The organism is Bradyrhizobium monzae (assembly GCF_021458635.1).
Taxonomy (GTDB): domain Bacteria; phylum Pseudomonadota; class Alphaproteobacteria; order Rhizobiales; family Xanthobacteraceae; genus Bradyrhizobium.
This window is the reverse complement of record NZ_JAIRDQ010000014.1, coordinates 92,929-117,006: the sequence shown is the minus strand read 5'-3', so window position 1 is coordinate 117,006 and position 24,078 is coordinate 92,929. Positions and strand designations below refer to the sequence as shown.

Annotated in this window: 34 protein-coding genes; 16 read left to right on the top strand and 18 right to left on the bottom strand. The window is 65.1% G+C overall.

Annotated features, from left to right (window positions below):
* Positions 1-9: 9 nt before the first annotated feature.
* Positions 10-852, bottom strand: a complete 843-nt coding sequence (lgt, locus tag K3F49_RS34915) for a prolipoprotein diacylglyceryl transferase (protein WP_234685396.1) — start codon at positions 850-852, stop codon at positions 10-12.
* A 14-nt stretch (positions 853-866) separates the two neighbouring features.
* Positions 867-1,598, bottom strand: coding sequence for a dienelactone hydrolase family protein (locus K3F49_RS34910; protein WP_234685395.1), 732 nt, complete (start codon positions 1,596-1,598; stop codon positions 867-869).
* A gap of 184 nt (positions 1,599-1,782) precedes the next feature.
* On the opposite strand from K3F49_RS34910, the gene K3F49_RS34905 reads away from it, so the two are divergent.
* From K3F49_RS34905 to ychF, 4 genes are all read left to right on the top strand, one after another.
* Positions 1,783-2,034, top strand: a complete 252-nt coding sequence (locus tag K3F49_RS34905) for an accessory factor UbiK family protein (protein ID WP_234685394.1) — start codon at positions 1,783-1,785, stop codon at positions 2,032-2,034.
* 205 nt (positions 2,035-2,239) lie between these two features.
* Positions 2,240-2,965 (top strand): 50S ribosomal protein L25/general stress protein Ctc, encoded by a 726-nt coding sequence (locus K3F49_RS34900; RefSeq protein WP_234685393.1) that lies wholly within the window; start codon positions 2,240-2,242, stop codon positions 2,963-2,965.
* 58 nt (positions 2,966-3,023) lie between these two features.
* A complete protein-coding gene (gene pth, locus K3F49_RS34895; protein ID WP_234685392.1) occupies positions 3,024-3,629 on the top strand; it encodes an aminoacyl-tRNA hydrolase in 606 nt (201 codons plus the stop codon).
* Positions 3,630-3,634: 5 nt separating this feature from the next.
* Positions 3,635-4,732: a redox-regulated ATPase YchF gene (ychF, locus tag K3F49_RS34890; protein ID WP_234685391.1), complete on the top strand. Its 1,098-nt coding sequence runs from the start codon at positions 3,635-3,637 to the stop codon at positions 4,730-4,732.
* A 101-nt stretch (positions 4,733-4,833) separates the two neighbouring features.
* Here ychF and K3F49_RS34885 read toward each other — a convergent pair whose 3' ends face one another.
* Complete coding sequence (locus K3F49_RS34885) at positions 4,834-5,130, bottom strand: DUF4282 domain-containing protein (RefSeq protein WP_234685390.1); 297 nt, start codon at positions 5,128-5,130, stop codon at positions 4,834-4,836.
* Positions 5,131-5,290: 160 nt separating this feature from the next.
* Between K3F49_RS34885 and K3F49_RS34880 the strand changes: the two genes are divergently transcribed.
* From K3F49_RS34880 to K3F49_RS34870, 3 genes are all read left to right on the top strand, one after another.
* Entirely contained in the window at positions 5,291-5,743 is a 453-nt protein-coding gene (locus K3F49_RS34880) for a MaoC family dehydratase (RefSeq protein WP_234685389.1), read from the top strand.
* Positions 5,743-6,222 carry a MaoC family dehydratase gene (locus tag K3F49_RS34875; protein ID WP_234685388.1) on the top strand — a complete coding sequence of 160 codons (480 nt, stop codon included), beginning with the start codon at positions 5,743-5,745 and terminating at the stop codon, positions 6,220-6,222. Before K3F49_RS34880 ends, K3F49_RS34875 begins: the two co-directional genes overlap by 1 nt.
* Positions 6,223-6,424: 202 nt before the next feature.
* Positions 6,425-6,571 carry a hypothetical protein gene (locus tag K3F49_RS34870; protein WP_164936510.1) on the top strand — a complete coding sequence of 49 codons (147 nt, stop codon included), beginning with the start codon at positions 6,425-6,427 and terminating at the stop codon, positions 6,569-6,571.
* Between the two features lie 64 nt (positions 6,572-6,635).
* Here the strand turns inward: K3F49_RS34870 and K3F49_RS34865 are convergent, their stop codons facing one another.
* The 5 genes from K3F49_RS34865 to K3F49_RS34845 form a co-directional block, all read right to left on the bottom strand.
* A complete protein-coding gene (locus K3F49_RS34865; protein ID WP_187437467.1) occupies positions 6,636-6,773 on the bottom strand; it encodes a hypothetical protein in 138 nt (45 codons plus the stop codon).
* Positions 6,774-7,056: 283 nt separating this feature from the next.
* Complete coding sequence (locus K3F49_RS34860) at positions 7,057-7,485, bottom strand: hypothetical protein (RefSeq protein WP_234685387.1); 429 nt, start codon at positions 7,483-7,485, stop codon at positions 7,057-7,059.
* Between the two features lie 172 nt (positions 7,486-7,657).
* On the bottom strand, positions 7,658-8,581 hold the full coding sequence (locus K3F49_RS34855; protein ID WP_234685386.1) for a hypothetical protein: 924 nt from the start codon (positions 8,579-8,581) through the stop codon (positions 7,658-7,660).
* Between the two features lie 239 nt (positions 8,582-8,820).
* Entirely contained in the window at positions 8,821-9,261 is a 441-nt protein-coding gene (locus tag K3F49_RS34850) for a nuclear transport factor 2 family protein (RefSeq protein ID WP_234685385.1), read from the bottom strand.
* A 199-nt stretch (positions 9,262-9,460) separates the two neighbouring features.
* Complete coding sequence (locus K3F49_RS34845; protein ID WP_234685384.1) at positions 9,461-9,736, bottom strand: hypothetical protein; 276 nt, start codon at positions 9,734-9,736, stop codon at positions 9,461-9,463.
* A gap of 150 nt (positions 9,737-9,886) precedes the next feature.
* Here K3F49_RS34845 and K3F49_RS34840 point away from each other — a divergent pair, with 150 nt between their 5' ends.
* The 3 genes from K3F49_RS34840 (at position 9,887) to K3F49_RS34830 (ending at position 10,869) form a co-directional block, all read left to right on the top strand.
* The gene (locus tag K3F49_RS34840) at positions 9,887-10,123 is read left to right on the top strand and encodes a hypothetical protein (RefSeq protein ID WP_234685383.1); all 237 of its coding nucleotides are present in this window, start codon (positions 9,887-9,889) and stop codon (positions 10,121-10,123) included.
* A gap of 96 nt (positions 10,124-10,219) precedes the next feature.
* Positions 10,220-10,399: a hypothetical protein gene (locus K3F49_RS34835; protein ID WP_234685382.1), complete on the top strand. Its 180-nt coding sequence runs from the start codon at positions 10,220-10,222 to the stop codon at positions 10,397-10,399.
* An 83-nt stretch (positions 10,400-10,482) separates the two neighbouring features.
* Positions 10,483-10,869, top strand: coding sequence for a hypothetical protein (locus K3F49_RS34830; protein WP_234685381.1), 387 nt, complete (start codon positions 10,483-10,485; stop codon positions 10,867-10,869).
* Between the two features lie 38 nt (positions 10,870-10,907).
* On the opposite strand, the gene uvrB is transcribed toward K3F49_RS34830, so the two are convergent.
* The 4 genes from uvrB to K3F49_RS34810 form a co-directional block, all read right to left on the bottom strand.
* Positions 10,908-13,862, bottom strand: coding sequence for an excinuclease ABC subunit UvrB (gene uvrB / locus K3F49_RS34825; protein WP_234685380.1), 2,955 nt, complete (start codon positions 13,860-13,862; stop codon positions 10,908-10,910).
* 91 nt (positions 13,863-13,953) lie between these two features.
* Positions 13,954-14,184 carry a hypothetical protein gene (locus tag K3F49_RS34820; RefSeq protein WP_234685379.1) on the bottom strand — a complete coding sequence of 77 codons (231 nt, stop codon included), beginning with the start codon at positions 14,182-14,184 and terminating at the stop codon, positions 13,954-13,956.
* Positions 14,185-14,245: 61 nt separating this feature from the next.
* On the bottom strand, positions 14,246-14,464 hold the full coding sequence (locus tag K3F49_RS34815; RefSeq protein ID WP_234685378.1) for a hypothetical protein: 219 nt from the start codon (positions 14,462-14,464) through the stop codon (positions 14,246-14,248).
* A gap of 111 nt (positions 14,465-14,575) precedes the next feature.
* Positions 14,576-15,487 (bottom strand): LysR substrate-binding domain-containing protein, encoded by a 912-nt coding sequence (locus tag K3F49_RS34810; protein ID WP_234685377.1) that lies wholly within the window; start codon positions 15,485-15,487, stop codon positions 14,576-14,578.
* Between the two features lie 121 nt (positions 15,488-15,608).
* Between K3F49_RS34810 and K3F49_RS34805 the strand changes: the two genes are divergently transcribed.
* From K3F49_RS34805 to K3F49_RS34795, 3 genes are all read left to right on the top strand, one after another.
* Positions 15,609-16,388 (top strand): TSUP family transporter, encoded by a 780-nt coding sequence (locus K3F49_RS34805; protein ID WP_234685376.1) that lies wholly within the window; start codon positions 15,609-15,611, stop codon positions 16,386-16,388.
* Positions 16,385-16,615 carry a hypothetical protein gene (locus K3F49_RS34800; protein ID WP_234685375.1) on the top strand — a complete coding sequence of 77 codons (231 nt, stop codon included), beginning with the start codon at positions 16,385-16,387 and terminating at the stop codon, positions 16,613-16,615. Before K3F49_RS34805 ends, K3F49_RS34800 begins: the two co-directional genes overlap by 4 nt.
* A 117-nt stretch (positions 16,616-16,732) precedes the next feature.
* Entirely contained in the window at positions 16,733-17,431 is a 699-nt protein-coding gene (locus tag K3F49_RS34795; protein WP_234685374.1) for a glutathione S-transferase family protein, read from the top strand.
* Here the strand turns inward: K3F49_RS34795 and K3F49_RS34790 are convergent.
* Positions 17,428-17,625 carry a cysteine-rich CWC family protein gene (locus tag K3F49_RS34790; protein ID WP_234685373.1) on the bottom strand — a complete coding sequence of 66 codons (198 nt, stop codon included), beginning with the start codon at positions 17,623-17,625 and terminating at the stop codon, positions 17,428-17,430. The two genes, K3F49_RS34795 and K3F49_RS34790, sit on opposite strands and share 4 nt — an antisense overlap.
* Positions 17,626-17,739: 114 nt before the next feature.
* On the opposite strand from K3F49_RS34790, the gene K3F49_RS34785 reads away from it, so the two are divergent.
* From K3F49_RS34785 to K3F49_RS34775, 3 genes are all read left to right on the top strand, one after another.
* Complete coding sequence (locus K3F49_RS34785) at positions 17,740-19,305, top strand: DUF1800 domain-containing protein (protein WP_234685372.1); 1,566 nt, start codon at positions 17,740-17,742, stop codon at positions 19,303-19,305.
* Positions 19,302-20,525: a DUF1501 domain-containing protein gene (locus tag K3F49_RS34780; RefSeq protein WP_234685371.1), complete on the top strand. Its 1,224-nt coding sequence runs from the start codon at positions 19,302-19,304 to the stop codon at positions 20,523-20,525. Before K3F49_RS34785 ends, K3F49_RS34780 begins: the two co-directional genes overlap by 4 nt.
* A gap of 139 nt (positions 20,526-20,664) precedes the next feature.
* Positions 20,665-20,988, top strand: coding sequence for an antibiotic biosynthesis monooxygenase family protein (locus K3F49_RS34775; RefSeq protein ID WP_234685370.1), 324 nt, complete (start codon positions 20,665-20,667; stop codon positions 20,986-20,988).
* A 17-nt stretch (positions 20,989-21,005) separates the two neighbouring features.
* Here the strand turns inward: K3F49_RS34775 and K3F49_RS34770 are convergent, their stop codons facing one another.
* The 5 genes from K3F49_RS34770 to K3F49_RS34750 form a co-directional block, all read right to left on the bottom strand.
* The gene (locus K3F49_RS34770) at positions 21,006-21,947 is read right to left on the bottom strand and encodes an aldo/keto reductase (RefSeq protein ID WP_234685369.1); all 942 of its coding nucleotides are present in this window, start codon (positions 21,945-21,947) and stop codon (positions 21,006-21,008) included.
* A 255-nt stretch (positions 21,948-22,202) separates the two neighbouring features.
* Complete coding sequence (locus tag K3F49_RS34765; RefSeq protein ID WP_234685368.1) at positions 22,203-22,658, bottom strand: GNAT family N-acetyltransferase; 456 nt, start codon at positions 22,656-22,658, stop codon at positions 22,203-22,205.
* Between the two features lie 73 nt (positions 22,659-22,731).
* Positions 22,732-23,544, bottom strand: a complete 813-nt coding sequence (locus tag K3F49_RS34760) for a PAS-domain containing protein (protein WP_234685367.1) — start codon at positions 23,542-23,544, stop codon at positions 22,732-22,734.
* 129 nt (positions 23,545-23,673) lie between these two features.
* Entirely contained in the window at positions 23,674-23,832 is a 159-nt protein-coding gene (locus tag K3F49_RS34755; RefSeq protein WP_234685366.1) for a hypothetical protein, read from the bottom strand.
* Between the two features lie 64 nt (positions 23,833-23,896).
* A complete protein-coding gene (locus tag K3F49_RS34750; RefSeq protein WP_234685365.1) occupies positions 23,897-24,073 on the bottom strand; it encodes a hypothetical protein in 177 nt (58 codons plus the stop codon).
* Positions 24,074-24,078: the final 5 nt, after the last annotated feature.

The window sequence follows — 24,078 nt, the reverse complement described above, 5'->3', positions numbered from 1 at the left end:
CGAAATGAATTAACTGATAGCATCGAACGGCTTCGGCGCGCCGCGCCTGACAGCCCATACAATAAGTATACCGCCGACGATAAGCATCGGGATCGACAGCAGCATGCCCATGGTTAATCCGCCCCAGAGGTAGCCGAGCTGCACGTCCGGCTCGCGGAAATGCTCGCCGATGATCCGGGTCAGGCCGTAGATCAGGATGAAGCTGCCGAGGATCATGCCGGGGCGCTTCAAGGCACCCATTCGGATCATTACAGCGAGCACGATGAACAGCAGGATGCCCTCCATGCCGGCTTCGTAAAGCTGGCTCGGATGGCGCGGCACATCACCGCCGGTCGGGAAAATCATTGCCCAGGGCAGGCTCGGGTCGGCTGCGCGGCCCCACAGCTCCCCATTAATGAAGTTCGTCAGCCGCACCAGGAAGATCCCGATCGGCGCAACGCCGCAGGTGATGTCGCCGAGCGACAGAATCGAGATGCCATTCTTCCGGGCGAACCACATCACCGCCACGACGCAACCGAGAAAGCCGCCGTGGAAGGACATGCCGCCTTCCCACAATTTGAAGATGGCAGCCGGATGCTCGATGAAGAAGGGCAGATTGTAGAACAGGACGTAACCGGTGCGGCCACCGAGAATGATGCCGAGCGTCACCCACAATATGAAATCATCGATCTGCACCAGGCTGATCGGCGATGCCCCGGCCCATAGCCTGTCTTTCTTGATCAGCGAGCGCGCATAGAGCCAGCCGAACGTGATGCCGCAGATATAGCCGAGCGCGTACCAGCGGATCGCGAACGGTCCGATCGCGACCGCGACCGGGCTGAACGATGGAAAGTCGATGAGCAGAAAGGGCATCGGGCTTTCGGTGTCTAGACGAGATTGCGGCGGTAGAGTGCCAGCAGCCGCTCCCAATGCCGCTCGGCGGCGTCGCGGTCATAGACCGGACGCTTGGGAAAGGCGAAGCCGTGATGGGTGCCGGGATAGATCTCGACCTCGGCTTTGGCGCCGCTCATGCCCTGCCTGACCTTCTCGATGATTTCGGCCGGCGCGTAGATGTCGGTCTCGGCGCAGGCGAAATAGAGCTCGGCCTTGGTCTTGGCTGCCGCGAGATGCGGGCTGTCGTCCTGATCGGTCGCGAGCTGCGTGCCGTAGACCGAGGCGGCGGCCTTGACGCGATCGGGGAAGTGCGTGGCGGCGTTGACGGCATAGCGGCCGCTCATGCAGTAGCCGACGGTGCCGATGATCTTCGTGTTCGCGGCCGTCTGGCCCTCGGCATGGGTGAGCAGCGCGCGCGTGTCGTCCATGATCATGGGAATCGAGAGCGAGCCCATCAGCGCGAACATGCGCTTGCGCTCCGGTGCGTTCGGATCGGCCGGCAGCGCGCCGAGCTCCATCACGCCGGAGCGGTAATACAGGTTCGGCAGCATCACGTAATAGCCCGACGTCGCGAGCCGGCGCGCCATGTCGCGCAGCTCTTCGCGGATCGCCGGCGCGTCCATGTAGAACAGGATGACCGGGAAGGGGCCGCCGCGCTCGGGATGGACGATGAAGGTCGCGGTGTGGCCGTCCTTGGTGGGAATTGCGATCTGCTGCTCGATCATGTCTAGCGTTCCGCCTTGTGATTCTTGTTATGCAGGGACGTTGAATACGATTGCAAGGAAACCGGGGCATGACAAGGATACCGCCGCGCGGCCCTTGAACCGGCCTCCGCGGATTGCCATTGTCTTATCCGCCGTTCGCGCAAAGTTTATCGCTGGCCGCCAAAAGACCGATCAGGAGACCGACATGACCCAGACCACCAACCGGTTTTTCGACGAGATCGGCCGCTTGATGAACGACGCCGCCGGAGTTGCTCAAGGCGCCAAGCGGGAGTTCGATACGGTGCTGCGCAATCAGGCCGAAAAATTCCTGCGGGACATGGACCTGGTCAAGCGCGAGGAGTTCGAGGTGGTCAAGGACATGGTCCGCCTCGCCCGCGAGGAGAACGAGGCCCTGAAGGCACGCATCGCCGCGCTGGAAGCCAAGCTCGGCGGGTAGCGCCTGACGACGCCGCCCTTTCTTGCTCTTCCCCTCAAGGGGAGGACGGGAACTCAGGCCCACAGCCCATTCTCCTTGTCATTTCTGCATCTTCCGGGTAAAAGCCCGCCAGTTCGTGGCCCCCGCACCCCTGGAGGCTTGCTGCGAACGATGCCATGGGCCGCGCTGCGGCCCATTAACTTTTGCAAAAACAAGGACTTAGACTATGGCGACGACCGTCAAGGAATTGAAGGCGACCGCACGTCCGAAGAGCGGCAAGGGGGCCGCCCGGGCTGAGCGTCGCGCCGGGAAAGTGCCCGGAGTGATCTATGGCAACAAGCAACCCCCGCTCCCGATCTCGGTTGACGATCGCGAACTGCGCCAGCGCATCCTCGCCGGCCGGTTCCTGACCACGCTGGTCGACATCGACCTCGACGGCAAGAAGCACCGCGTGATCCCGCGCGACTATCACCTTGATCCGGTCAAGGACTTCCCGATCCATGTGGATTTCATGCGTCTCGGCGAAGGTGCGACCATCCGCATCAGCGTTCCTTTGCACGTGGTGAAGGCGGAAGGCTCGCCCGGCGTGAAGCGCGGCGGCGCCGTCAACATCGTCGCCCATGCGATCGAGATCGAATGCGGCGTCGAGAACATCCCGCAGTTCATCGAGGTTGACGTCGGCTCGCTCGAAATCGGTCATTCGCTGCATCTGTCTGATGTCAAGCTGCCGACCGGCGTGAAGGCGCTGACCCGCGAGGACGCGACCCTCGTCACCATCGTGCCGCCGTCCGGCTACGCCGAAGAGCAGAAGGCCGCGGCTGCGGCTGCTGCTGGTGGCGCGGCTCCGGCGGCTGGTGCAGCTGCTCCGGCGGCAGGTGCTGCTCCGGCCGCGGGTGCTGCGGCTCCGGCGGCGGCTGCCAAGGCTCCGGCCGGCGGCGACAAGAAGAAGTAATCTCTCATGGCTGGCGCGCGGTCTCCGATCGCGCGCCGAGCGAGGGGCGCGCCGCGTCATGCGACTCTTTGTTGGGCTCGGCAATCCCGGCGCGAAATACGCACGTAACAGGCACAATATCGGCTTCATGGCCGTCGACGAGATTGCGCGGCGTCATGGTTTCGCACCATGGCGCCGTCGTTTTCAGGGTGAGACCTCGGAAGGCACGCTCGGCACTGAGCGCGTGATCCTGCTCAAGCCGACGACCTATATGAACGACTCCGGCCGCAGCGTTCAGGAGGCCGCAAGCTTCTTCAAGATCGCGCCGGGCGACATCACGGTGTTTCACGACGAGCTCGAACTGCCGCCGGGCAAGGTGCGGGTGAAGACCGGCGGCGGCATCGCCGGGCATAACGGCCTGCGCTCGATCTCGTCGCATATCGGCAACGAGTACCGCCGGGTGCGGCTCGGCATCGGTCATCCCGGCGTCAAGGAGATGGTGCACGGCCATGTGCTGTCGGACTTCGCCAAGGCCGACAACGACTGGGTGACGACGCTCTGCGACGCGGTGGCCGAGCATGCCGCACTGGTCGCCAAGGGCACGGACGCGACCTTCGCCAACAGGGTGCATCTCGCGATGCAGGCGAAGGGATTTTTGACCAAGGACGAGAACGGCAAGGAATAACGCTCGTGGGATTCAAATGCGGAATCGTCGGATTGCCCAATGTCGGCAAGTCGACCTTGTTCAATGCGCTGACCGAGACGGCCGCGGCACAGGCTGCGAACTATCCGTTCTGCACCATCGAGCCGAATGTCGGCGAAGTCGCCGTGCCCGATCCGCGGCTCGACAAGCTGGCCGCGGTCGCCAAGTCGGCGCAGATCATTCCGACCCGGCTGACTTTCGTCGACATCGCAGGCCTCGTGCGCGGCGCCTCCAAGGGTGAGGGCCTCGGCAACCAGTTCCTGGCCAACATCCGCGAGGTCGACGCCATCGCGCATGTCGTGCGCTGCTTCGAGGATTCCGACATCACCCATGTCGAGGGCAAGATCGCTCCGCTTGCCGACATCGAGACCATCGAGACCGAGCTGATGCTCGCCGATCTCGACAGCCTCGAGAAGCGCGTCGACAACCTCAGCAAGAAGGCCAAGGGCAACGACAAGGAGGCCAAGGAGCAGCTCGACCTCGTCAACCGCACGCTGGTGCTGCTGCGCGAAGGCAAGCCCGCGCGCCTCGTCGAGCGCAAGGCGGAGGAGGAACGTGCCTTCGGCATGCTCGGCCTGCTGTCGTCGAAGCCCGTGCTCTATGTCTGCAACGTCGAGGAAGGCTCGGCCGCGACTGGCAATTCGTTCTCGAAGGCAGTGCAGGACCAGGCCGCCAAGGAAGGCGCGGTTGCCGTCGTCATCTCCGCCAAGATCGAATCCGAGATCGCCACCATCTCGCGCGAGGAGCGCGCCGACTTCCTGGAGACGCTGGGTCTCGAAGAGGCCGGCCTCGATCGGCTGATCCGCGCCGGCTACACGTTGCTCGATCTCATCACCTATTTCACGGTGGGCCCGAAGGAAGCTCGCGCCTGGACCATCTATCGCGGCACCAAGGCGCCGGGCGCGGCGGGCGTGATCCACACCGACTTCGAGAAGGGTTTCATCCGCGCCGAGACCATTGCGTATGAGGATTACGTGGCGCTGAACGGTGAAGCCGGCGCCCGCGATGCCGGCAAGCTGCGCCTCGAAGGCAAGGAATACGTCGTCGCCGACGGCGACGTGATGCATTTCCGGTTCAATACGTAATGTCTTTCCTCCTCGTCATTGCGAGCGGAGCGAAGCAATCCAGACTGTTTCCGCGGTGACAGCCTGGATTGCTTCGTCGCTTCGCTCCTCGCAATGACGGGCTACCGCGCCCCGCCGCCCTGATCCCGGATCGCGCCGAGATGCTCGTTGATGCGGAACACGATCAGGATCAATTCCGCGGCGATGCGCGAGAACACGATGCCGACGACCACGCCTGCGATCGATTCCAGCACGACCAGGAAGCCGGCGAACGGGCTGATCGCCATCGCGGTGAGGCCGGCAAAGATTCCGGAGAGCCCGAACAGGCAGATCACGCCGATCACCAGCCAATAGAAGGTCTTGATGATCGTCGGCGTGATGAAGCGGTCCCATTGAAACAGATCGCTGAATGAAAACATCTCTCTCCCCCGGGCAAATGGCGCCCCCGGACTGCGTCAATCCGACGATGAGGCAGGTCCGGCCCGACTCGCCGAATGTAGCACGAGCCATGCGGGCCGGCGGGTTGAGATTGCCGCAAAGTGCGGCCACAATCTGTCATTCCCGCAAAGCTTTCCCAAGATGACCCTGACCTTCGAAGATTTCCCGACCGGCCGGTATGGAACGTTCGGTCCGCGCCATGTCACCCGCGACGAGATCCTGGCGTTCGCCGCCGAGTTCGATCCGCAACCGATGCACCTGGACGAGGAGGCCGCGGCCAACAGCATGCTGCGCGGCCTGTCCGGCTCGGGCTGGCACCTCTGTTCGCTGATGATGCGGATGATGGCCGACGGTTTTATCACCCGCGCCGCGTCACTGGGATCTCCTGGCGTCGACGAGGTTCGCTGGCTGTCGCCTTTGAGGCCCGGCGACGACCTCATGCTCGACGTCGACGTCGTGGAAGCCCGAACCTCGAGGAGCAGGCCGAACCTCGGCATCGTCAAGTTCAAATGCACGATGCGTAACGCCAGGGGCGAGGCGCTGTGCGAGATGACCTCGCCGATCCTGATCGAGCGGCGTGCGGGAGCGGCCTGATGCGGTTCTTCGAAGAGATCGAGATCGGTCATCGCCGCGACATCGGCACCTACAATTTCACGGCGGAGTCCATCAAGAATTTCGCGGCGAAATTCGATCCGCAGCGCTTCCACCTCGACGAGGAAGAGGGCAAGAACTCGCTGTTCGGCGGGCTTGCAGCGTCCGGCTGGCATGTCGGCTCGGCCTGCATGAGTCTGCTTGTCGCCGATGGCCAGCGCCTGGCGCGGGAGGCCGCAGCGCGTGGCGAGGAGATCGCGGTGTGGGGGCCGTCACCGGGCTTTCGCGACCTGCGCTGGATCAAGCCGGTGCTGGCCGGCGACACCATCAGCTATTCCAACGTCGTCATCGACAAGCGCACTTCCGCCTCGCGGCCCGGCTGGGGCATCCTGACCGCCTGTACCACCGGCACCAACCAGCGTGGCGAAGAGGTCTACTCCATCACCGCCAGCGCCTTCGTGCCGATGCGGAAGGGCAGTTAGACCAGTTCCAAAATGAACGGCCGAAATCAGCGCGCGAGTGTTGCCCGCACGCTATGGACGCGATTCCGGGCGGCTGCCATAAGCCTCCCCGAGATGGCCGGTCCTTGCGAAGCAGTTAACCGGAACCATCGAGTTGCTAACCAATTATGAACCTGTCGCTGTCTATTTGAACGAACTGGGCAGAGGACAGGGGACGAGAACAATGGCAGACCGCGGCGCACTCAAGCTGGTTGGATTTATCTTCGCTACCGCGACGCTGGCCGTGATGCTGGTTGCCGGCATGGTGGTGAAGGGCTACGCCGACGGCGCCTACACCCTGGAAGCCTCTGCGGTCGACGCGAGCCGTTAAGCACTGTTAGCTCCGCGGGGCCACGAAGTGGCCTCCGCGCGGGGCCACGACGCGGCCTCCACCCTCAGCGGCTATAGACGAACGCCAAGATCGCGATCGCAACCGCCAGCAACCCGACAAAGCGCAGCATGATGGTCCCGAACTGGTTCGGCGCGGGCCGCAGCGGGATCGGGTCCGTGTTATCGGGCCGAATGCTTTCCATTTGAGATGTCCCCGAGGCCCGGCCTTTGGCGGCACGGGCGCTAGGCATTGGTCGTCGGGAATCGGTGGCGGGTTCAAGGCCCTGCTGTCTGCCCCGGCTTGACCGGGGCATCCAGTACTCCGCGGCGTCTCGGTTCAATCACGGCCGTCTCTGAAATACTGGATCACCCGCTTCCGCGGGTGATGACACCTTTCGTGGGAGCGCGCGTCCGTCACGCCCTCCAGAATCAAAACCGCCGCGCCCCTTTCGGAACGCGGCGGCCGGTGATGCTTTGCGTCTGCGATCAGCTGTTGCGCAGGCCGTCGGCGGCGCGCTTCCACTGCGACACGTTGTCGGCGATCATGCGGGTCGACTTCATCGCCGCCTGGCTGAGCTGGGCGTAGCCCGAGATCTCGCGCTGGACGCGCTGGCCCTCGGCATGGAGCAGGTCGCGCAGGCTCTCGAGCTCGGAGATCAGATTCTCGATCTCGGCAAGCGAGGTGCCGGCGACGCGCTGGATCAGCGAGTTGACGTTGGTGACGGTGGCTTCCGCGCTCGGGTCGAGCGGCGGCGCATCGGTGGTGGCGGTCGCGGCCGGCCGGCGCAGATAGGCAATGTCATTGCGGACGAAATCGCGGATGCCGGCTTCGACTTCCGTCACGGCGGCGAGATTGGTGTCGACCGTCTCGGTCTCGGCGGTGGTCTCGGTCTTTTCCGGACGCATGGCGTTCATCGTTATTCCCCTATTCGCGTTGAGCGCAGCGCGAGTGTCCCCCGCACGACGATGTGTGTCAGGCCGGTGCATCAGGGCGTCCGATTTTGACCGCAACGGGGCCGAGTTGCGGCAAGGGCGGACCATTCGGGGGTTTTGCCGTGGCGTATGGTTACGGGACTCCTAAGAAAGCTCACCAGCTCTTCTTGAAGCCCGCCGTCAGGCTCTTGTTGATCGCGCCTTGCGAGGTTTCGCCGACGGAACCGGAGACGGTGACGTTGTCGAACAGCTTCTGCTCGGCGCCGACCTTGCGCAGCCATTTGTCGTCGGTGGTCGACATGGTCTGGCCGGCGGTGATGCTGGTGCCGGTGTCGGTGATCTCGACCTTGGCGGACTGGTCGGTCTCGTAGTTGCGGATGACGTGGCCGCCGACGCCTGGCAGCGCCGTCGTGCCTTGCTGGTTGACGCTGTAGCCGTTCTGGAGCGTCAGCGAATAATCGGTCGACAGGGGCACCGATTTGGTCAGCGATGCCCCGAGCTTGCTCTGCTCGGCGCCGGGGTCGACGCGGGCTTCCACCGCGGTCTTGTCCCAGACGGGGCCCGCGCCCGGCGCGGTCGCGGCGGCCCAGGCACTGCCGGAAGATTGCGGCAGGTTGCCGCCGTTGGCGGCCTTCTGCGCCATCAGCTCGGACATCGTGGTCGGCTCTTTCGCCACCGTCATGTCGGCGCCGATGCGGGTGTCCCAGAATGAGGACACCGACTGCTTCACGGTCACGGCCGAGGAGCCGTTCGCGTTGGCGTTGGTCGACCAGTTCATGCCGTTATTGGCGGCGGCCTGCGCGCGCTTCTTGGCGGCGATGATGTCGTTGAGCGTGCCGGCGTCGATGGCGAGCTGGCTCCAGTCGAGCTTGTCGACGTCGATGCCTTTGAGCACGTCGGGATCGTTGACGTCGGCGGTCTCAGTGGTCTCGGCCTCGGCGTCTTCGTCGGGCGCGGTCGCAGAGGGGGCAGGGGAGAAGGGCGGGATGATCTGTGCGGAGGCCGTCAGCACCGAGCCGAAAATGAACGCAGCCGCCAGCGGCAGCCGGATCCAGCCAAAACCTGTCGTGAATTCCATTGCCTTGCCCGCAAGCCCAGTTCGCGCAGAAGATGCGGCGCTATCGTTGCAAAATTATGGCGCATGCCGCGGCAGTTTGGAAGCTGCGCAGCCTTCAAAATAGCGAACCAACGGGCCGCGCGGAAGCGCGCGCCCGATGACGAGCATCTCCACGAGGCGTCTGGCGGGGCTGGCGGCCAGGACGTGTCGCGAAAGCATCAATCGATCGGTCCCGAATGCGGAGCCCGTTGGTGTCCCCCTCAGCCGACGCTGGTCATCCTTGGCAGATGAATGGCGCGACCGAGTGCCTGCTCGACCAGGTCGAAAGTGTCGACCAGCACGCGCATGCTGGTGAGCCGGTCCGCCCTGAACTGGGCGAACTGCGCGACGCGCAAGCTGATCGGCTTCTCGGAATCAAGTGCCGTCAGCGAGTAGCGCAGCATCGAGGAGGCGGAATCGACGCCCAGCATGATGCTCTCGCGCTCGAAGCGGCGGACGTGGAAATTGTCGGCGAGCTGGCGGATCACCTGGAGCACGGCCGCCTTGCCCTGGCGCGCGCCGAGGAATGGAAACATGTCGATCGGGCCATAGATCGCCCACTCGACGTCCTCGTCGATCAGGGCCTCGATGTCCTCGAAATGCCGGTCGTTGATCGCGCGGTGCAACGCACGCGAGAAACGCCAGAGGCTGTGCTCCGTCATTTTGGGGCGTCCTGAAACTGGCTTGCAGAAAAACAGAAAACAACCCCATGCACAGTACTGCGCGAGGCGGCTGCTCAATTCGTTCGTGTACAAACAAAATAGGCGTGATTAGTGAAAATGCAAATCACGATTTTGCAATGCACAATTGAGGGCACTTTGTGAGATTTACAATAGAACCCCGTAATCTTACCTGGTCAGGTCAGTCTTGGCTGCGCACCGGCCCCGCCGCGGGTTCCCGCTCGATCGCGATGGCGTCGTCGCGCATGGCGAGCAGGGCGAACAACAGCGCGCCGCCGGTCCCGCCGATCGCCGCCCCCAGCGGCATGAAGGTGAAGAACACCAGCATGCCGCTATAGCCTTCGAAGCTCGTGGTTTGCGCGATTTCGACCCAGGCGAGCCCGGCGCCGATGCCGGGCGCGGCGCCGCTCAACGCCCCCAGGAACAGCCCCAAGATTGCAAGCAACGCGATTTTCATCGGCACAATCCCCAGCCGGGGTGCGCAACGCCCCGCGGATGGGTCGGGCGAGGGGAGAGGGAGGTTCAAGCTAGCTTTCCTCACCTCGGCCAGTGCTGGAACCCGGACCGGCCCACGCTTGTTGACACGGCGCTTCCGGAGACATCGATCATGAAATCCCCGCTCATCGCCGTCACTGCCGCGCTGCTCATGCTGGGTGCGACCTCCGCCGCCAACGCCAAGGGCTGCATCAAGGGCGCCGTCGTCGGCGGCGTCGCCGGCCATTATGCCGGCCATCACGGCGTGCTCGGCGCCGCCGCCGGCTGCCTCTACGGCCGCCACCGCGCCAACGAGCAGGACAAGCAGCAGCAACAGCAGAGCCAGGTGAACGGGCAGGGCAAGCTGTAACACCGCGGAAAACCTCGCCCGGTCTCTCTTCTATCCGGCATGCCCCGATGGTAAATTCCAGTCGCTAACGCTGGAGTTGAGCGGTGCGAGGGGACAATGGACGCCGGGAAGTTCTTTTGGGGTGTCGTCCTCGCAATCCTGTTCCTGTGCTTCCTCAGCGCTTTCATCAGAAATGCGTCCCACGCGCAGGGCGTCAAATACAATTGGCTCGGCGTCCTGCTGTCGTTCTCGACGATCGGCCTCGCCATCTACCTCGTGTTCTTTCGCCAGCTCTGACGTAGCTCGATGCGTGAGCCAGCTCACATCGACGCTTTGATGCCCCGGCTACCGTCATCCCGATGTCATCAGGGAGACGTGCCATGGCTGCCATCGCCACCGCGAGAAAGTCCCGCCTGCACAACGCGCTCGAAGGTCTCGCGCTGACCGCGGTCCTCCAGAGCTTCCCGACCTTCGCCACAGCCGCGATGCTGCTCAAGCTGTTCGGCAACCACGACCTCTCCGGTGACCCCGGCGTCGCCATCTTCGTCGCCATTGCCTCGCTCGCCCACGCGATGATCGCAGTCACGCTCGGGCCGAACTTTCCGTCCGTCTTCAAGACCGTCTACGAGCCGAAATTCTTTGAGGCCCAACTATCGCTGTCCGACAAGATCACCGCCTGGCGCACCCACCCGGTCGCCTCGCTCCAGCTCGTGACCATCGTGCTGCTGCTGTCGGTGATGGCGGTGGTGACGGCGAGCGTGGGGTGAGGGGGAGGCCTTGATTGCGCGCCCCCACGCCGGACAAACTACCTCTTCTTCCACCCACCCCGCCGTCCCGGCATCCCACCCGTCGACTTCGGCGCCGGCCCGAACTCCGGTCCCGACTGCCGTGAATCCGTCGGCTGGATGATCCTACTCGTGCTGCCGAACGGCTTTGACGGCAGGCTCTGGTTCTCGCGGTAGGGCAACGACTCCGGACCGTGCATCTCGTCGAGATGCGGCTTGTGCACCTTCGAGCCGCTGCTGCTGCCGCTTGCCTTCAGTGCGGAGCCTACGGTCTTTTTCTTCATGGCGCTGACCGGCAGGTTGGCGGCATCGCCGTATTTCTTGGTGCCCGCATAGGAGCCGGCCTTGCCGGCAACGGCGCGCTGCTTGACGGTGGGGTCATCGACCACCGCGAGTTCGGTGGCGCGCAGGCGCTTGACTTCGTCGCGGAGGCGGGCGGCTTCCTCGAAGTTCAGGTCGGCGGCGGCCTCGCGCATCCGCGTTTCCAGATCGCCGAGCACGGCTTCGAAGTTGTGGCCGATCGAGATGACGTCGTCGGTCATGTCGTGGCCGCCGACCTCGACCAGCACGTGGTCGCGCTCGTAGACGGAGTTGAGGATGTCGCCGATGTTCTTCTTCACGCTCGCCGGCGTGATGCCGTGCTCGGTGTTGTACTCGACCTGTTTTTCGCGGCGCCGGTTGGTTTCCGCGATGGCGCGCTCCATCGAGCCCGTCATCTGGTCGGCATAGAGGATCACCTTGCCGTCGACGTTGCGCGCGGCGCGGCCGATGGTCTGGATCAGCGAGGTCTCGCTGCGCAGGAAACCTTCCTTGTCGGCATCCAGAATCGCGACCAGCGCGCATTCGGGAATGTCGAGGCCTTCGCGCAACAGGTTGATGCCGACCAGCGCGTCGAAAGCGCCCAAGCGCAGGTCGCGGATGATCTCGATGCGCTCGATGGTGTCGATGTCGGAGTGCATATAGCGCACGCGAATGCCCTGCTCGTGCAGATATTCGGTGAGGTCCTCCGCCATGCGCTTCGTCAGCACGGTGATCAGCGAGCGGTAGCCGGCCTGCGCCGTGGCGCGGACCTCGCCGACGAGATCGTCGACCTGGGTGCGGGCAGGGCGGATGTTGACGGGCGGATCGATCAGGCCGGTCGGGCGAATGACCTGCTCGACGAACACGCCGCCGCTTTCGTTCAGCTCCCAGGCGCTCGGCGTGGCCGACACCGCGACCGTCTGCGGTCGCATCATGTCCCATTCCTCGAAGCGCAGCGGGCGGTTGTCCATGCAGGAGGGCAGACGGAAGCCGTATTCCGCGAGTGTCGCCTTGCGGCGGAAGTCGCCGCGGAACATGCCGCCGATCTGCGGCACCGTGACGTGGCTCTCGTCGGCGAACACCAGCGCATTGTCGGGAACGTATTCGAACAGCGTCGGCGGCGGCTCGCCGGGCAGGCGCCCGGTGAGATAGCGCGAATAGTTCTCGATGCCGGCGCAGCTTCCCGTCGCCTCCATCATCTCGAGATCGAAGGTGGTGCGCTGCTCCAGCCGCTGCGCCTCCAGCAGGCGGCCCTGGTCGTGCAGCTGATCGAGCCGCATCTTCAATTCGGATTTGATCGACTTGATCGCCTGCACCAGCGTCGGGCGCGGCGTCACATAGTGCGAGTTGGCGTACATCTTGATGAATTCGAGCTCGTCCTGCTTGTGGCCGGTGAGCGGATCGAATTCCTCGATATTCTCGATGGTGTCGCCGAACAAATTCACGCGCCAGGCGCGGTCTTCATAGTGAGCCGGGAAGATGTCGATGACGTCGCCGCGCACACGAAACGTGCCGCGGGTGAAATCGGCCTGGGTGCGCTTGTACTGGAGCGCGACGAGGTCGGCGATGAGCTGGCGCTGGTCGATGCGCTCGCCCTTCTTCAGCGCGAACGTCATCGCGGTGTAGGTCTCGACCGAGCCGATACCGTAGATGCAGGACACCGACGCGACGATGATGACGTCGTCGCGTTCGAGCAGCGCGCGCGTCGCCGAGTGGCGCATGCGGTCGATCTGCTCGTTGATCGACGAGTCCTTTTCTATGTAGGTATCCGTGCGGGGGACATACGCTTCCGGCTGGTAGTAGTCGTAATACGAGACGAAATACTCGACCGCGTTATCGGGGAAGAAGCTCTTGAACTCGCCATAAAGCTGCGCGGCCAGCGTCTTGTTCGGGGCCAGGATGATCGCCGGGCGCTGCGTCGCCTCGATCACCTTGGCCATGGTGTAGGTCTTGCCGGAGCCGGTGACGCCGAGCAGCACCTGCGAACGGTCGTTGCGCTCGATGCCTTCAACCAGCTCCTTGATCGCGGTCGGCTGGTCGCCGCGCGGCTCGTATTCCGACTTGATCTCGAAGCGCACGCCGCCTTCGGACTTTTCCGGGCGCGGCGGCCGGTGCGGGGTCCACACTTTCGTGGAGCCGTCATCCCTGCGGAACTCGGGCCGGCCCTCGCGGATCAGCGATTCCAGCGCCTCGGCAGTGGCCTTGACGCCGAGCGCCTCCATCTTAGAGCGCGGCGGACGCGCCAGCGCCTCGGCGTCGTCCTCCTCGGTGGGAAGGCCGAGCTGGCGGGCCAGTTCCGGATCGAGCGTCGGGATGGTGGCCGCGGTTCCGTAATTGGCCTGCGGCGCTTCGTCGAAGCCGGCACTCTCGCGGGCGCCCTGCGGCTGCGGATTGGGCCGCAACGGCATCGGCCTGGCGTGATCCTGCGGAAACTCTTTCGGCGTCGAGGCGCGCGCGCGATGCGCGGCGGCCTCGCCCCCGGAGCGGCGGTCGCGCGAATTATCCGGCGGCGGCTGCAGGCCAGTGCCCGATCCAAGCCCGGCATCACCGCGATTGATCGCAGGATTCAGAAGTTCAGCCAGCGCCGGCCCGATCGGCTGCACATCGGGCCGATGGGCCTTCGAGTTCGGAGCTTTGGATTTCGGGGATTTCGGGGGAGCAGGTTTCTTCGCCATGAGGCGAATATGGGACGAGTCCGCCGCCCAGAAAAGGGCGAAGGTACGTCCCTGGGCAGACTGCTGACAGCAGGTTGGCAGCAGCGGCGGCTCACGCCGCCGGCAGCGGTCCGTCGCCGTCCACGACCGTCACGCGCGGCTCGAGGATGTCGAGATGGATTCCGCCGCAATCGGTGCAGCGCATGGTCCAGTACTCGCAGCCGGCACGGCCGCCGATCACCCGGAGCACCGTGAGATCGCCGTCGCATTCCGGGCATACCGACAACACCTTGCGCGAATAAATTCGCGGCCGCGGAGTGTCGTCGCATTCGATGACTGACATGAACCGGTGTCCCCCCTGTTACGCCACGCTGCCGCTCAGTCTTGTTGCCGTCTCGCTGGGCCTATTCGTCGTCGGCACGCCGGCGGAAACGATCGATGTGATGCTTGGCGTCGGCGATCGCGGCGTCGGGATCGGGCCAGGCGAAGCCGACTTCCATGGCCGGAAACAGCACGCCGTCGATGGCAACCGGGCTGAAATCGGCGCGCCGGATCCGGGCGTGCCACAGTCCCTTGCCAGCTTCGAAGGATTCGATGTCAAAGCCGTCGTAAATGGTCGTCATTGGTCGTCCCCAAATACTCTCGTGTCGGAGGGTTAGAGGACCACGTTTGCGGATTTCGAAATGTGAAGCCGTTCACAAGCAGCCGGCTTTTTCACCCGAAAGGGTGATGCGTCAGTTCCGTCCGGGGCGCCCGGATCGGCGTGGCCGGGCCGCCGGTTCCGCCGCGGACCGCATGATCCAGCGGCGGAACGCGGCAAAATCGCGCTGTTCGGTCTGGAAACTGCGGTAGAGCAGGTACCAGCGCATGCCCTTGGGCACCGAGAGGTCGAACGGCGCGATCAGGCGTCCGGCGGCGAGATCGTCGTCGATATAGGGCCGGATGCCCATGGCGATGCCGAGCCCGTCGGCGGCGGCCTGGAGGGCCTGGCCGTAGAACTGGAACTCCGGCCCGCGCGCGTTGATGCGGGGGAGGCCCGCGGCTTTCAGCCAGATCGGCCAGTCCTCGGTCGAGTGCGTGACGCGGATCAGGCTCGGGCCTTTTAGATCGGCCGGGCGCTTCAGGCCGGAGGCGAGGCGCGGCACGCAGACCGGCGTCAGGTCGCCGGCGAACAGCGGCTCGGCCACCAGCCCCGGCCAGTCGCCGGTGCCGAGCTTGATGCCACAGCTCCAGTCCTCGCCGAACGGCACCTCGGCGCCACCGGTGGTGAAGCGCACCTCGATGTCGGGCTCCTCGCTGCGAAACTCCGACAGCCGCGGGATCAGCCAGCGCATCGCGAACGTATGTCCGACGCCGATGGTGAGCACGCGCACGCCGGACGGCGCGGTCACCTGCGCGGTGAGGCTTGCGAGCGCGTCGAAGATCGGCGTCAGCCCGCTCTGATAGGCGCGGCCCGCCTGCGTCAGCACCAGTCTGTTGGCCTTGCGCTCGAACAGCGCGACGCCGAGCCGCTCTTCCAGGAGATGCACCATGCGGCTGACGGCGGCCGCCGACACGCTCAGCTCGATGCCGGCCGCGGCAAAGCTGCCGGTCCGCGCCGCCGCCTCGAATGCCTTGATGCCGTTGAGAAAGAGCAGCCGCCGCAAATGCAAACACCCTCAGGAAAGCTGACGCCAGGCCAAGTTAACTCAGTTTGCGCGAACGGAGCAAGCGAGGCACGCTCTCCTTTGTCCCTTGCTTGCCGTATTCCCACCAGGAGAATCCTTCGTGACGCCCATCATGATCGCTGCCCTTGGATTGCTGATGGTCGGCACCGCGTTCCTGTCGGGGCTGTTCGGCATGGCGGGCGGGCTGATCCTGATCGGCGTGCTGCTGGCGCTGATGCCGCTGCCGACCGCGATGGTGCTGCATGCGATCACGCAGATGGCCTCGAACGGCTGGCGCGCGCTGCTGTGGCGGGCGCATATCCGCTGGCGGCCGGTCGCGAACTACATGGTCGGCGCTGCCATTGCGCTCGCGGCCTGGTCGCTCACCCGCTACGTGCCGGACAAGCCGACGGCGCTGCTGATGCTGGGTGCCACGCCGTTCATGGCACGGCTGCTGCCTTCGAATATCAAGCCCGATCCGGACCGGCTCTGGCAGGGCACCGTCTACGGCACGATCTGCATGGGCCTGATGCTGATGACCGGCGTCTCCGGTCCACTGCTTGACACCTTCTTCCTCGGCGGCGATTTCGGCCGGCGCGAGAAGGTGGCGACCAAGGCGATGTGCCAGCTCGTCAGCCATTTCACCAAGCTGATCTATTTCGGCGGTATCATCGACCAGGCGGCCGGCCTCGATCCCGTGCTCGCCGGCGTCGCGATTCTCGCCTCGATGCTCGGCACCACGCTGGCGCGGCGCCTGCTCGAAGCGATGACCGATCAGCAGTTCATCGCCTGGTCGAACAAGCTGATCACCACCATCGCCTGCTATTACATCGCCTATGGCGGCTGGCTGCTGGTTCGCACACCGGTGCTGGCTGCCTTCGACAAGGGAGGTTTGCAATGAGCGAGACGGCCGACCCGCTGGTGCTGGACTTCGTCGAATGGATCGCGCGCGAGCCGCGCGCCTATGCCGAGGTGATCTCGACCTGGAAGACCTCGTGCCCGCGTCTCACCATCTGGGAGGACGCCGCCGACCGCGGCTTCGTCGCGCGCGAGACGCTGCCCGGCATCGGCCTGATCATCGCGGTGACCGAGGACGGCGAAAGGTGGCTGCGAACCAACGGGCGGTAGCGCCACAACGTCATTGCGAGCGCAAGCGAAGCAATCCAGAATGTCTCCGCGGCGGCAGTCTGGATGGCTTCGTCGCAAGAGCTCCTCGCAGTGACGGAGCCTGGAGATACCTTTTTCATGTCGCTCAAGCTCTTCGAACTCGTCGGCACCGACGCCTCGCGTCCCTTCAGTCCCTATTGCTGGCGCACGCGGATGGCGCTGGCGCATAAGGGGCTGACGGCGGAATCGCTGCCCTGGCGCTTCACCGAGAAGAGCTCGATCGCGCCGCACGGCTCGGAGAAGGTTCCGGTGCTGCTGCATCACGACAAGCCGGTGATCGATTCCTGGGCAATCGCGAATTATCTCGAAGACCATTTCCCGGATCGCCCGTCGCTGTTCGGCGGCGAGGGCGGTCGTGCCATGGCACGCATGCTCAACGCCTGGGGCGACATCGCCATCGTCGGCGGCATTTTTCCGCTGATCATCGCTGACATCCCGAAGAATCTGGCCGAGGTCGATGCCGCCTATTTCCGCCAATCACGCGAGGCGCGGTTTGGCGGCAAGACGCTGGAAGAGATCATGGCGAGCCGCGACGCCGGTGTCGTCGCCTTCCGCAAATCGCTGGAGGTGATGCGGCAGGCGCTGAAGAAGCAGCCCTTCATCGGCGGTGCCGCGCCGAACTATGCCGACTACATCGTGTTCGGCGGTTTCCAGTGGGCGCGCGTGGTGAGCCCGTTCAGGCTGATCGAGGCCGACGATCCGGTTTATGCCTGGCGCGAAAAGCTGCTCGATGCGTTCGACGGCATGGCGAGGCAGTCGCCGGGGTTTGCGGTCTAGGCCGCGTCCGCGGCCTTGCGCAAACACTCCCGGCACAGGCAATCCTCGCCCTTCACCGGCATCGGCAGCTTTGCCGTCTCCTCCGCGCACCAGCACTCGCCCGAGAGGTCGCAGCCGAACTCGGTGCCGCATCGGGAACAGGCGAGGCGGCGCGGAGCCGGTTGCGGATGCGTGATTTCTTTCGGATTTGTCATGATTTACGCAAAAGCTTCGCCGTCATTTTCATGTCGGGTTCATCTCCGGCTGCGGTATATTAGGCGCCGCGCACTGACCAGGGAAGCGGTTGGCCCCGCGCGGAGGACAAATCGATGGCCCGCGATTCGCAAGCCGCCCTCGTAGCGCTGAACCGCTTCGGCTTCGGCGCCCGCGGCGGGGCCTCCGGCGACCTCATCAATGCGGCCTCAGATCCCCGCGGCTTCGTGAAGGCGGAACTGGCGCGTCCCTTTGGCGCGCTGCTGGAGGCGCCGGGCCTGCAATCGACGCCGCAGCTCGGCCAGGCCGCGTTCGCCTATCAGGACCAGGTCAAGCAGGCGCGCGAGGCGGCGAAGGCCGCCACGCCGACCGAAGCGCCGGCGCCGCCGCCGCCCGCCGAGCAGAAGCCCGATAACCAGATACGGCGCAATCTCTCGCTCAACACGGTGATGACCGAGATCGCAGGTCAACGGATGACCGAAGCGAAGCCGGCCGACACCGCGATAAAGCCTGACGGCATGCAGCCCAACGTGGCCGCGCCGGCTGCTGCAAAGCCGGCCCAGCCGCTCAACGTGATCCAAAAAACCTTTCGCGCCGAGGCGCTGGCGCGGCTGCAGCGCGCGATGATGGTCGATTGCGGCTTCACCGAGCGCCTGGTCGTGTTCTGGTCCAACCATTTCTGCATCTCCGCGAATAAGGGCGAGCTGGCGCGGATGTGGGCCGGCGCGTTCGAGCGCGAGGCGATCCGCCCGCATGTGCTCGGCCGCTTCGCCGACATGCTGAAGGCGGTCGAGCAACATCCGGCGATGCTGTTCTTCCTCGACAACCAGCAATCGCTCGGACCGGATTCGCGCGCGGGCCAGAACCGCAAGCGCGGGCTGAACGAGAATCTCGCGCGCGAGATCATGGAGCTGCATACGCTCGGCGTCGGCGGCGGCTATACGCAGGAGGACGTCACCTCGCTCGCGCGCATCATCACGGGCTGGACCTTCGCCGGCCGGCAGGGGCAGCTCGGGGCACCCGGCTCCTTCGCCTTCAATGCCAATGCGCACCAGCCCGGGCCGCAACAGCTGCTCGGCAAGACCTACGAAGCGACGGGCCTGGCGCAAGGCGAGGCCGCGCTCGCCGACATCGCGCGCCATCCTTCGACCGCGAATTTCATCGCCACGAAATTCGTCCGGCACTTCGTCGCCGACGATCCGCCTCAGGCCGTGGTGGCGCGGTTGCGCGATGTCTTCGTCAGGACCGACGGCGATCTGAAGGCGCTTGCCACGGCTCTGGTCGATTCCAATGAGGCCTGGCAGGCGCCGCTGATCAAGATGCGCTCGCCTTACGATTTCCTGGTCGCGAGCGGCCGGCTGCTCGCACGCGTGCCGGAGGATCCCGGCCCCTATCTCAACAGTCTGAACTTGCTCGGCCAGCCGCTGTGGACACCGGCCGGCCCCAATGGCTTCCCCGACACCGCTGCAGCCTGGGCTGCGCCCGAAGGCATGAAGCTTCGGCTCGACATCGCTTCGCAGATGGGCGCGCGGCTCGGGCCCAACATCGATCCGCTCGACTTGCTGGAATTCGCCGCGGCCGATGCTGCGTCCATCGAAACGCGCAAAACCATCGAGCGCGCGGAATCGCGCCAGCAGGCCTTGGCACTGCTGCTGATGTCGCCGGAATTGCAGAGGAGATGACGATGATCGACTGCGTCGAAAACCGGCTCCTCGCCTCGCGCCGCGGCCTTCTGCTCGGCGGCGCCTCCTTCGCGGCCTGGGCCTATCTGCCGAAATTCGCGCGCGCGGCTGATGGGCGCGATCCCCGCCTGGTCGTGGTGATCCTGCGCGGCGCGCTCGACGGGCTCGCAACCGTCGCGCCGATCGGCGACCCCGACTATGCCGGCCTGCACGGCTCGATCGCGCTGACCGCGGATGGCGCGCATCCCGCGCCGATGCTCGACAGCTTCTTTGCGCTGCATCCCTCGATGCCGGAATTTGCGCGGATGTATCGCGCGCAGCATGCCGCGGTGATCCATGCGGTGGCGACGCCGTATCGCGATCGCTCGCATTTCGACGGCCAGGATGTGCTCGAGAGCGGCTATGCCGGCCCGGGCCGCGTGCAGTCCGGCTGGCTCAACCGCGCGCTGGAATCGCTGCCACGCGGCGAGCGCGTGTCGAGCGGACTTGCGGTCGGCCCGACCACGCCGCTGGTGCTGCGCGGCAACGCGCCGACCGTCGGCTGGGCGCCGGTCGCGCTGCCGCAGGCCGACGACGACACCGCGATGCGGCTGGTCGATCTCTACCGTCATCGCGATCCCGCGCTGGCCTCGGCGCTGACGCAAGGTCTCCAGCTGGAAAAGGCCGCGAGCGGCGATGATATGAAGCCAAAGCCGGGCAACCAGGTTGCCCAGATGCGGCAGGTCGCGCGCGGCGCGGCAAAGCTGATGGCCGCCGATGATGGTCCGCGCATCGCCGCGCTCGCCTTCGACGGCTGGGATACGCATGCCAATGAAGGCGGCCCGGTCGGCCGTCTCGCCTTCCTGCTCGGCGGCCTCGATGGCGCGCTCGCCGAATTCGAAAGCGGCCTCGGCGACCGCTGGCGCGACACCGTCGTCGTCGTCGCCACCGAATTCGGCCGCACCGCGCGTATCAACGGTACCGACGGCACCGATCACGGCACGGGCACCATCGCGCTGCTCGCCGGCGGCGCGGTCAAAGGCGGCCGCGTCATCTCCGACTGGCCCGGCCTCAAGCCGGCCAACCTCTTTGAGGCCCGCGACCTCAAGCCCACCACCGATCTCCGCTCCGTGATCAAGGGCGTGCTGCAGGGCCAGTTCGGCTTGTCGGATCGCGTGCTGGCAGAGACGGTGTTCCCGGACAGCGCCAGCGCAAGGCCGATGAAGGGGCTGATTGCCTAGCCGTTATTCCGGGGCGCGCGTAGCGCGAGCCCGGAATCCATCCCTCCACCGGTTCTGTAGCAAAATGGATTCCGGGCCCACGTCTTGCGGCGTGTCCCGGAATGACGAGATAGTGGTGCAGCATCAGGAGACCACCCGCATGTACATCGCCATGAACCGCTTCCGCGTCACCAAAGGCTCGGAATCAGCCTTCGAGCAGGTCTGGGCGTCGCGCGACACGCATCTGGACAAGGTGCCGGGCTTCGTCGAATTCCATCTGCTGAGAGGGCCGGAGCTCGAGGACCACACGCTCTACGCCTCGCACACCGTGTGGGCAAACCACGCGGCGTTCGAAGCATGGACCAAGTCGGAGGCGTTCCGCGCGGCGCATGCCCGCGCCGGCGACAACAAGCCGCTTTATCTCGGCCATCCGCAGTTCGAGGGCTTTGAAGTGATGCAGACGGTTGGACGCGGCGCGAAATAGCGCGCCGCGCCGCAAAATCACCCCTTGGTGATCCCATCGATCTCGGCGAGATCGTCCGCGCTGAGCTGCCAGGCGATCGCCTTGACGTTCTGCTCGACCTGCTCGACGCGGGTAGCACCGGCGATCACGCTCGACACCTGCGGACGCGCGGCGAGCCAGGAGAAGGCGAGCTCGAGCATCGAATGGCCGCGCGCCTTCGCAAACGCCTGCAGCTTCTCGACGATGTCCTCGTTGCGCGGCGTGACGTAGCGGTCGCGCAGCGCCGGTGCCTTGCCGAAGCGCGTGTCGGCCGGGGCCGTTGCGCCGCGCTGATATTTGCCGGTCAGGAGGCCGCTTGCGAGCGGGAAGAACGGCAGCAGGCCGAGCCTGTACTCTTGGGCGGCGGGCAGCAGATCCTTCTCGATGTCGCGAACGACGAGGCTGTACTCGTCCTGCGCCGAGACGAAGCGGCTGACGTTCATCGCGCGCGCAGTGAACTCGGCCTCGGCGATGCGCCACGCCGGAAAGTTGGAATGGCCGATGTAGCGGACCTTGCCCTGGCGGACGAGATCGTCGAGCGCGCGGAGCGTCTCCTCCAGCGGTGTCAGCGGATCGTAATCATGCTGCTGGTAGAGATCGATGTAGTCGGTCTTGAGCCGCGTCAGGCTGGCTTCGACCGCGTTCATGATGTAGCGGCGCGAGGCGCCCTGCTTGGTGCCGTCGGCCGCCATCGGCTTGGAATATTTGGTGGCGAGCACGATGTCCTTGCGGCGGTCGCCGAGCACGGTGCCGAGCACCGTCTCCGAACCGCCCTGGCCGGCATAGATGTCGGCGGTGTCGAATAGCGTGATGCCGAGATCGATCGCGCGGTGGATCACCTTGCGTGAGGTCTCCAGATCGGTGCGCTGGCCGAAATTGTTGCAGCCGAGCCCGACTGCGGACACGCGCAGGCCGGAGCCGCCGAGATTACGAATTTCCATGGGGGACCCTGTCAGAAAAGAGCAGCGCCCATTGTGACCGCGGCGCACCACACCGGCAAGCGGCTGGCTGCGTTGCAGCCATGCTGAAAGGAACAGCGGACAAAAAAATGCGGCCCCTGTCAGACGCGGCGACTGACGGGGACCGCTTGGGGCGCTTGATCGGTGACGGGGGGCCTGATCAGACGCAGCTGCAACTTAATCCCGGTGTGTTACGCGCCGGTGACAGGCAGAGTTATCCACAGGATGTGAGGGGAATCAGAACAGCTTGCGATAGACGATGAAGCCGGAGCGTTCCGCGACCTTGTCGTACAGGCTCTGTGCCGTGGTGTTGGTCTCGTGCGTTTGCCAGTAGACCCGCGGCGATCCCGCGAGTTTTGCGCGTTCATAGACGCCGTAGATCAGCGCCGAGGCGACGCCCTTGCCGCGTGCGGCTTCCAGCGTGAACAGATCCTGCAGATAGCACGATGGCTCGATCGCGGTGGTGCTGCGATGGAACAGATAGTTCGTCATGCCGAGCAGGCGGCCGTCGCTCTCGGCGACCAGCCCATGCACCGGCTCGTACGCGTCGAAGAAGCGCTGCCACGTCACCTTCGTGATCTCGGGCGCGAGCGCGGTCGGACCGGAGCGGCCGTAGAAGGCGTTGTAGCCGTCCCACAGCGGCAGCCATTGATCGTAATCCTGCCGAGTGACGGAGCGAATGGTGAGTGACATCTGGAAATCCGCGATCGATGAAGCGTCCTTCATACGCGATGAAGGGCGGGTCGATCAATCGCCGCGTCCAGCATCACTCCGCGACGCGCAGATACCGCATCAGCTTCCGCCCCGTGGGATCGCGCAGCGCGCGGTAATAGTCGGCGCGCGCGGGCGCGTCGGTGTGGCGCACGAGGTCGGTCACCGGCGTGTAGCTGAGCATGCGGCCGCCGTCGGGTAGCGCGGTGCAGACGAAACGCAGCACCTCGCCATTGCGCAAATTGATATTGATCGGCGTCGCGTCGCCGATCCGCACCATCTCCATGCGCTGCGCAATGAAGACGCCGAGCTCATCCTCCGGCAGTTCGAACGCGCCGGTGTCACGACTGTGATACATCAGCGCGATGAAGGGCGGCTTGTCGTCAGCCTTCTCGTCCGGCAGCGCGAAATAATCGCGGAAGGCGCGATTGATGAATTCGGCGCGTGTCTCGGCATCGAGCAGCACGATGCCGATATCGACCTGGTCGAGCGCGGCCGACAACCGTGCCGCGGTGGCGTGGTTGTGCTGCTCGGTGGTGAAGGCATCGAGCAGACGCTCGCGCATCAGGCCGGTGATGCCTGCGGTCGCGGCGGTCGTGAGCGCGAGCAGGCCGAGTGGCGCGAGATCGGTCACGGCAAAGCCGGGCATGGTACGGTGGCTGAGTGCGAGCAGCGTCGCGCCGATCACGGCGATGGCGGCGCTGCCGAGCGCGGACGCGAAGCCCGAGAGCGAGCCGGCCAACGCCACGATGCCAACGAACAGCGGTGCAAGCGACAGCGCGGGAGCATGACGGTCGAGCAGGATCGCCAGCAGTGCGATCGCTGCCGTCAGCACGGGACCGGAAATGGCACGCCATCCGAACCGCATGGGCCTGGCCCGTTCCTCCCTGAACGAGATAAGGCCGTCAGACTGACCGATGGTTGCGCAAGCGCAATCCGATTTCGCGCGGTGTGCTTAAAGGACGCTTGCCTGCCTGCTCAAAGCTTTCGGATGATTTTAGACCAAATGCGGATGCATGATGCGCTGCTGCAGCGCGGGCGCAATCAGCGTCGATGTCCCCGGGCCCTTGCGGGTGCCGACGAAAATCAAAAGCGAGGCGGCGACCAGGATGGCCGCAGTCAGGGTGATTGCAACGATGACCACAGGCGATTTCATCACTGTCCCGTCGCGATGCAGGTCGGCGCGGGGCACCTTGAAGCCGTCCAGGATGAAACGGGGATCAGACCGGCAGGCCCATCGCCATGGCCGCCTTGGTCGACAGCACCGTTAGGGTGACGATCAGGCATAGCGAGAGGGCGGCGACAGCGAGCGAGGCCGCGACCGCGTTGGTCAGCCGGGAAGACGAGACGGTATCGGTTCGGCCCTGAAAGCCGACCGTGCCGGACGCCCGAATCATGATCT

What these genes read in the sequence shown, in the direction of transcription:
- K3F49_RS34865 (WP_187437467.1), bottom strand. Translation starts at nt 6,773, where the DNA reads ATGGAAAGCATTCGGCCCGATAACACGGACCCGATCCCGCTGCGGCCC.
- K3F49_RS34870 (WP_164936510.1), top strand. Translation starts at nt 6,425, where the DNA reads ATGGCAGACCGCGGCGCACTCAAGCTGGTTGGATTTATCTTCGCTACC.
- K3F49_RS34900 (WP_234685393.1), top strand. Translation starts at nt 2,240, where the DNA reads ATGGCGACGACCGTCAAGGAATTGAAGGCGACCGCACGTCCGAAGAGC.
- K3F49_RS34910 (WP_234685395.1), bottom strand. Translation starts at nt 1,598, where the DNA reads ATGATCGAGCAGCAGATCGCAATTCCCACCAAGGACGGCCACACCGCG.
- K3F49_RS34780 (WP_234685371.1), top strand. Translation starts at nt 19,302, where the DNA reads ATGACGATGATCGACTGCGTCGAAAACCGGCTCCTCGCCTCGCGCCGC.
- K3F49_RS34770 (WP_234685369.1), bottom strand. Translation starts at nt 21,947, where the DNA reads ATGGAAATTCGTAATCTCGGCGGCTCCGGCCTGCGCGTGTCCGCAGTC.
- K3F49_RS34800 (WP_234685375.1), top strand. Translation starts at nt 16,385, where the DNA reads ATGAGCGAGACGGCCGACCCGCTGGTGCTGGACTTCGTCGAATGGATC.
- K3F49_RS34760 (WP_234685367.1), bottom strand. Translation starts at nt 23,544, where the DNA reads ATGCGGTTCGGATGGCGTGCCATTTCCGGTCCCGTGCTGACGGCAGCG.
- K3F49_RS34855 (WP_234685386.1), bottom strand. Translation starts at nt 8,581, where the DNA reads ATGGAATTCACGACAGGTTTTGGCTGGATCCGGCTGCCGCTGGCGGCT.
- K3F49_RS34765 (WP_234685368.1), bottom strand. Translation starts at nt 22,658, where the DNA reads ATGTCACTCACCATTCGCTCCGTCACTCGGCAGGATTACGATCAATGG.
- K3F49_RS34845 (WP_234685384.1), bottom strand. Translation starts at nt 9,736, where the DNA reads ATGAAAATCGCGTTGCTTGCAATCTTGGGGCTGTTCCTGGGGGCGTTG.
- K3F49_RS34820 (WP_234685379.1), bottom strand. Translation starts at nt 14,184, where the DNA reads ATGTCAGTCATCGAATGCGACGACACTCCGCGGCCGCGAATTTATTCG.
- K3F49_RS34785 (WP_234685372.1), top strand. Translation starts at nt 17,740, where the DNA reads ATGGCCCGCGATTCGCAAGCCGCCCTCGTAGCGCTGAACCGCTTCGGC.
- K3F49_RS34750 (WP_234685365.1), bottom strand. Translation starts at nt 24,073, where the DNA reads ATGATTCGGGCGTCCGGCACGGTCGGCTTTCAGGGCCGAACCGATACC.
- pth (WP_234685392.1), top strand. Translation starts at nt 3,024, where the DNA reads ATGCGACTCTTTGTTGGGCTCGGCAATCCCGGCGCGAAATACGCACGT.
- K3F49_RS34840 (WP_234685383.1), top strand. Translation starts at nt 9,887, where the DNA reads ATGAAATCCCCGCTCATCGCCGTCACTGCCGCGCTGCTCATGCTGGGT.
- K3F49_RS34815 (WP_234685378.1), bottom strand. Translation starts at nt 14,464, where the DNA reads ATGACGACCATTTACGACGGCTTTGACATCGAATCCTTCGAAGCTGGC.
- K3F49_RS34790 (WP_234685373.1), bottom strand. Translation starts at nt 17,625, where the DNA reads ATGACAAATCCGAAAGAAATCACGCATCCGCAACCGGCTCCGCGCCGC.
- K3F49_RS34775 (WP_234685370.1), top strand. Translation starts at nt 20,665, where the DNA reads ATGTACATCGCCATGAACCGCTTCCGCGTCACCAAAGGCTCGGAATCA.
- uvrB (WP_234685380.1), bottom strand. Translation starts at nt 13,862, where the DNA reads ATGGCGAAGAAACCTGCTCCCCCGAAATCCCCGAAATCCAAAGCTCCG.
- K3F49_RS34880 (WP_234685389.1), top strand. Translation starts at nt 5,291, where the DNA reads ATGACCCTGACCTTCGAAGATTTCCCGACCGGCCGGTATGGAACGTTC.
- K3F49_RS34875 (WP_234685388.1), top strand. Translation starts at nt 5,743, where the DNA reads ATGCGGTTCTTCGAAGAGATCGAGATCGGTCATCGCCGCGACATCGGC.
- K3F49_RS34905 (WP_234685394.1), top strand. Translation starts at nt 1,783, where the DNA reads ATGACCCAGACCACCAACCGGTTTTTCGACGAGATCGGCCGCTTGATG.
- K3F49_RS34830 (WP_234685381.1), top strand. Translation starts at nt 10,483, where the DNA reads ATGGCTGCCATCGCCACCGCGAGAAAGTCCCGCCTGCACAACGCGCTC.
- K3F49_RS34850 (WP_234685385.1), bottom strand. Translation starts at nt 9,261, where the DNA reads ATGACGGAGCACAGCCTCTGGCGTTTCTCGCGTGCGTTGCACCGCGCG.
- K3F49_RS34885 (WP_234685390.1), bottom strand. Translation starts at nt 5,130, where the DNA reads ATGTTTTCATTCAGCGATCTGTTTCAATGGGACCGCTTCATCACGCCG.
- K3F49_RS34835 (WP_234685382.1), top strand. Translation starts at nt 10,220, where the DNA reads ATGGACGCCGGGAAGTTCTTTTGGGGTGTCGTCCTCGCAATCCTGTTC.
- K3F49_RS34860 (WP_234685387.1), bottom strand. Translation starts at nt 7,485, where the DNA reads ATGAACGCCATGCGTCCGGAAAAGACCGAGACCACCGCCGAGACCGAG.
- K3F49_RS34795 (WP_234685374.1), top strand. Translation starts at nt 16,733, where the DNA reads ATGTCGCTCAAGCTCTTCGAACTCGTCGGCACCGACGCCTCGCGTCCC.
- K3F49_RS34755 (WP_234685366.1), bottom strand. Translation starts at nt 23,832, where the DNA reads ATGAAATCGCCTGTGGTCATCGTTGCAATCACCCTGACTGCGGCCATC.
- lgt (WP_234685396.1), bottom strand. Translation starts at nt 852, where the DNA reads ATGCCCTTTCTGCTCATCGACTTTCCATCGTTCAGCCCGGTCGCGGTC.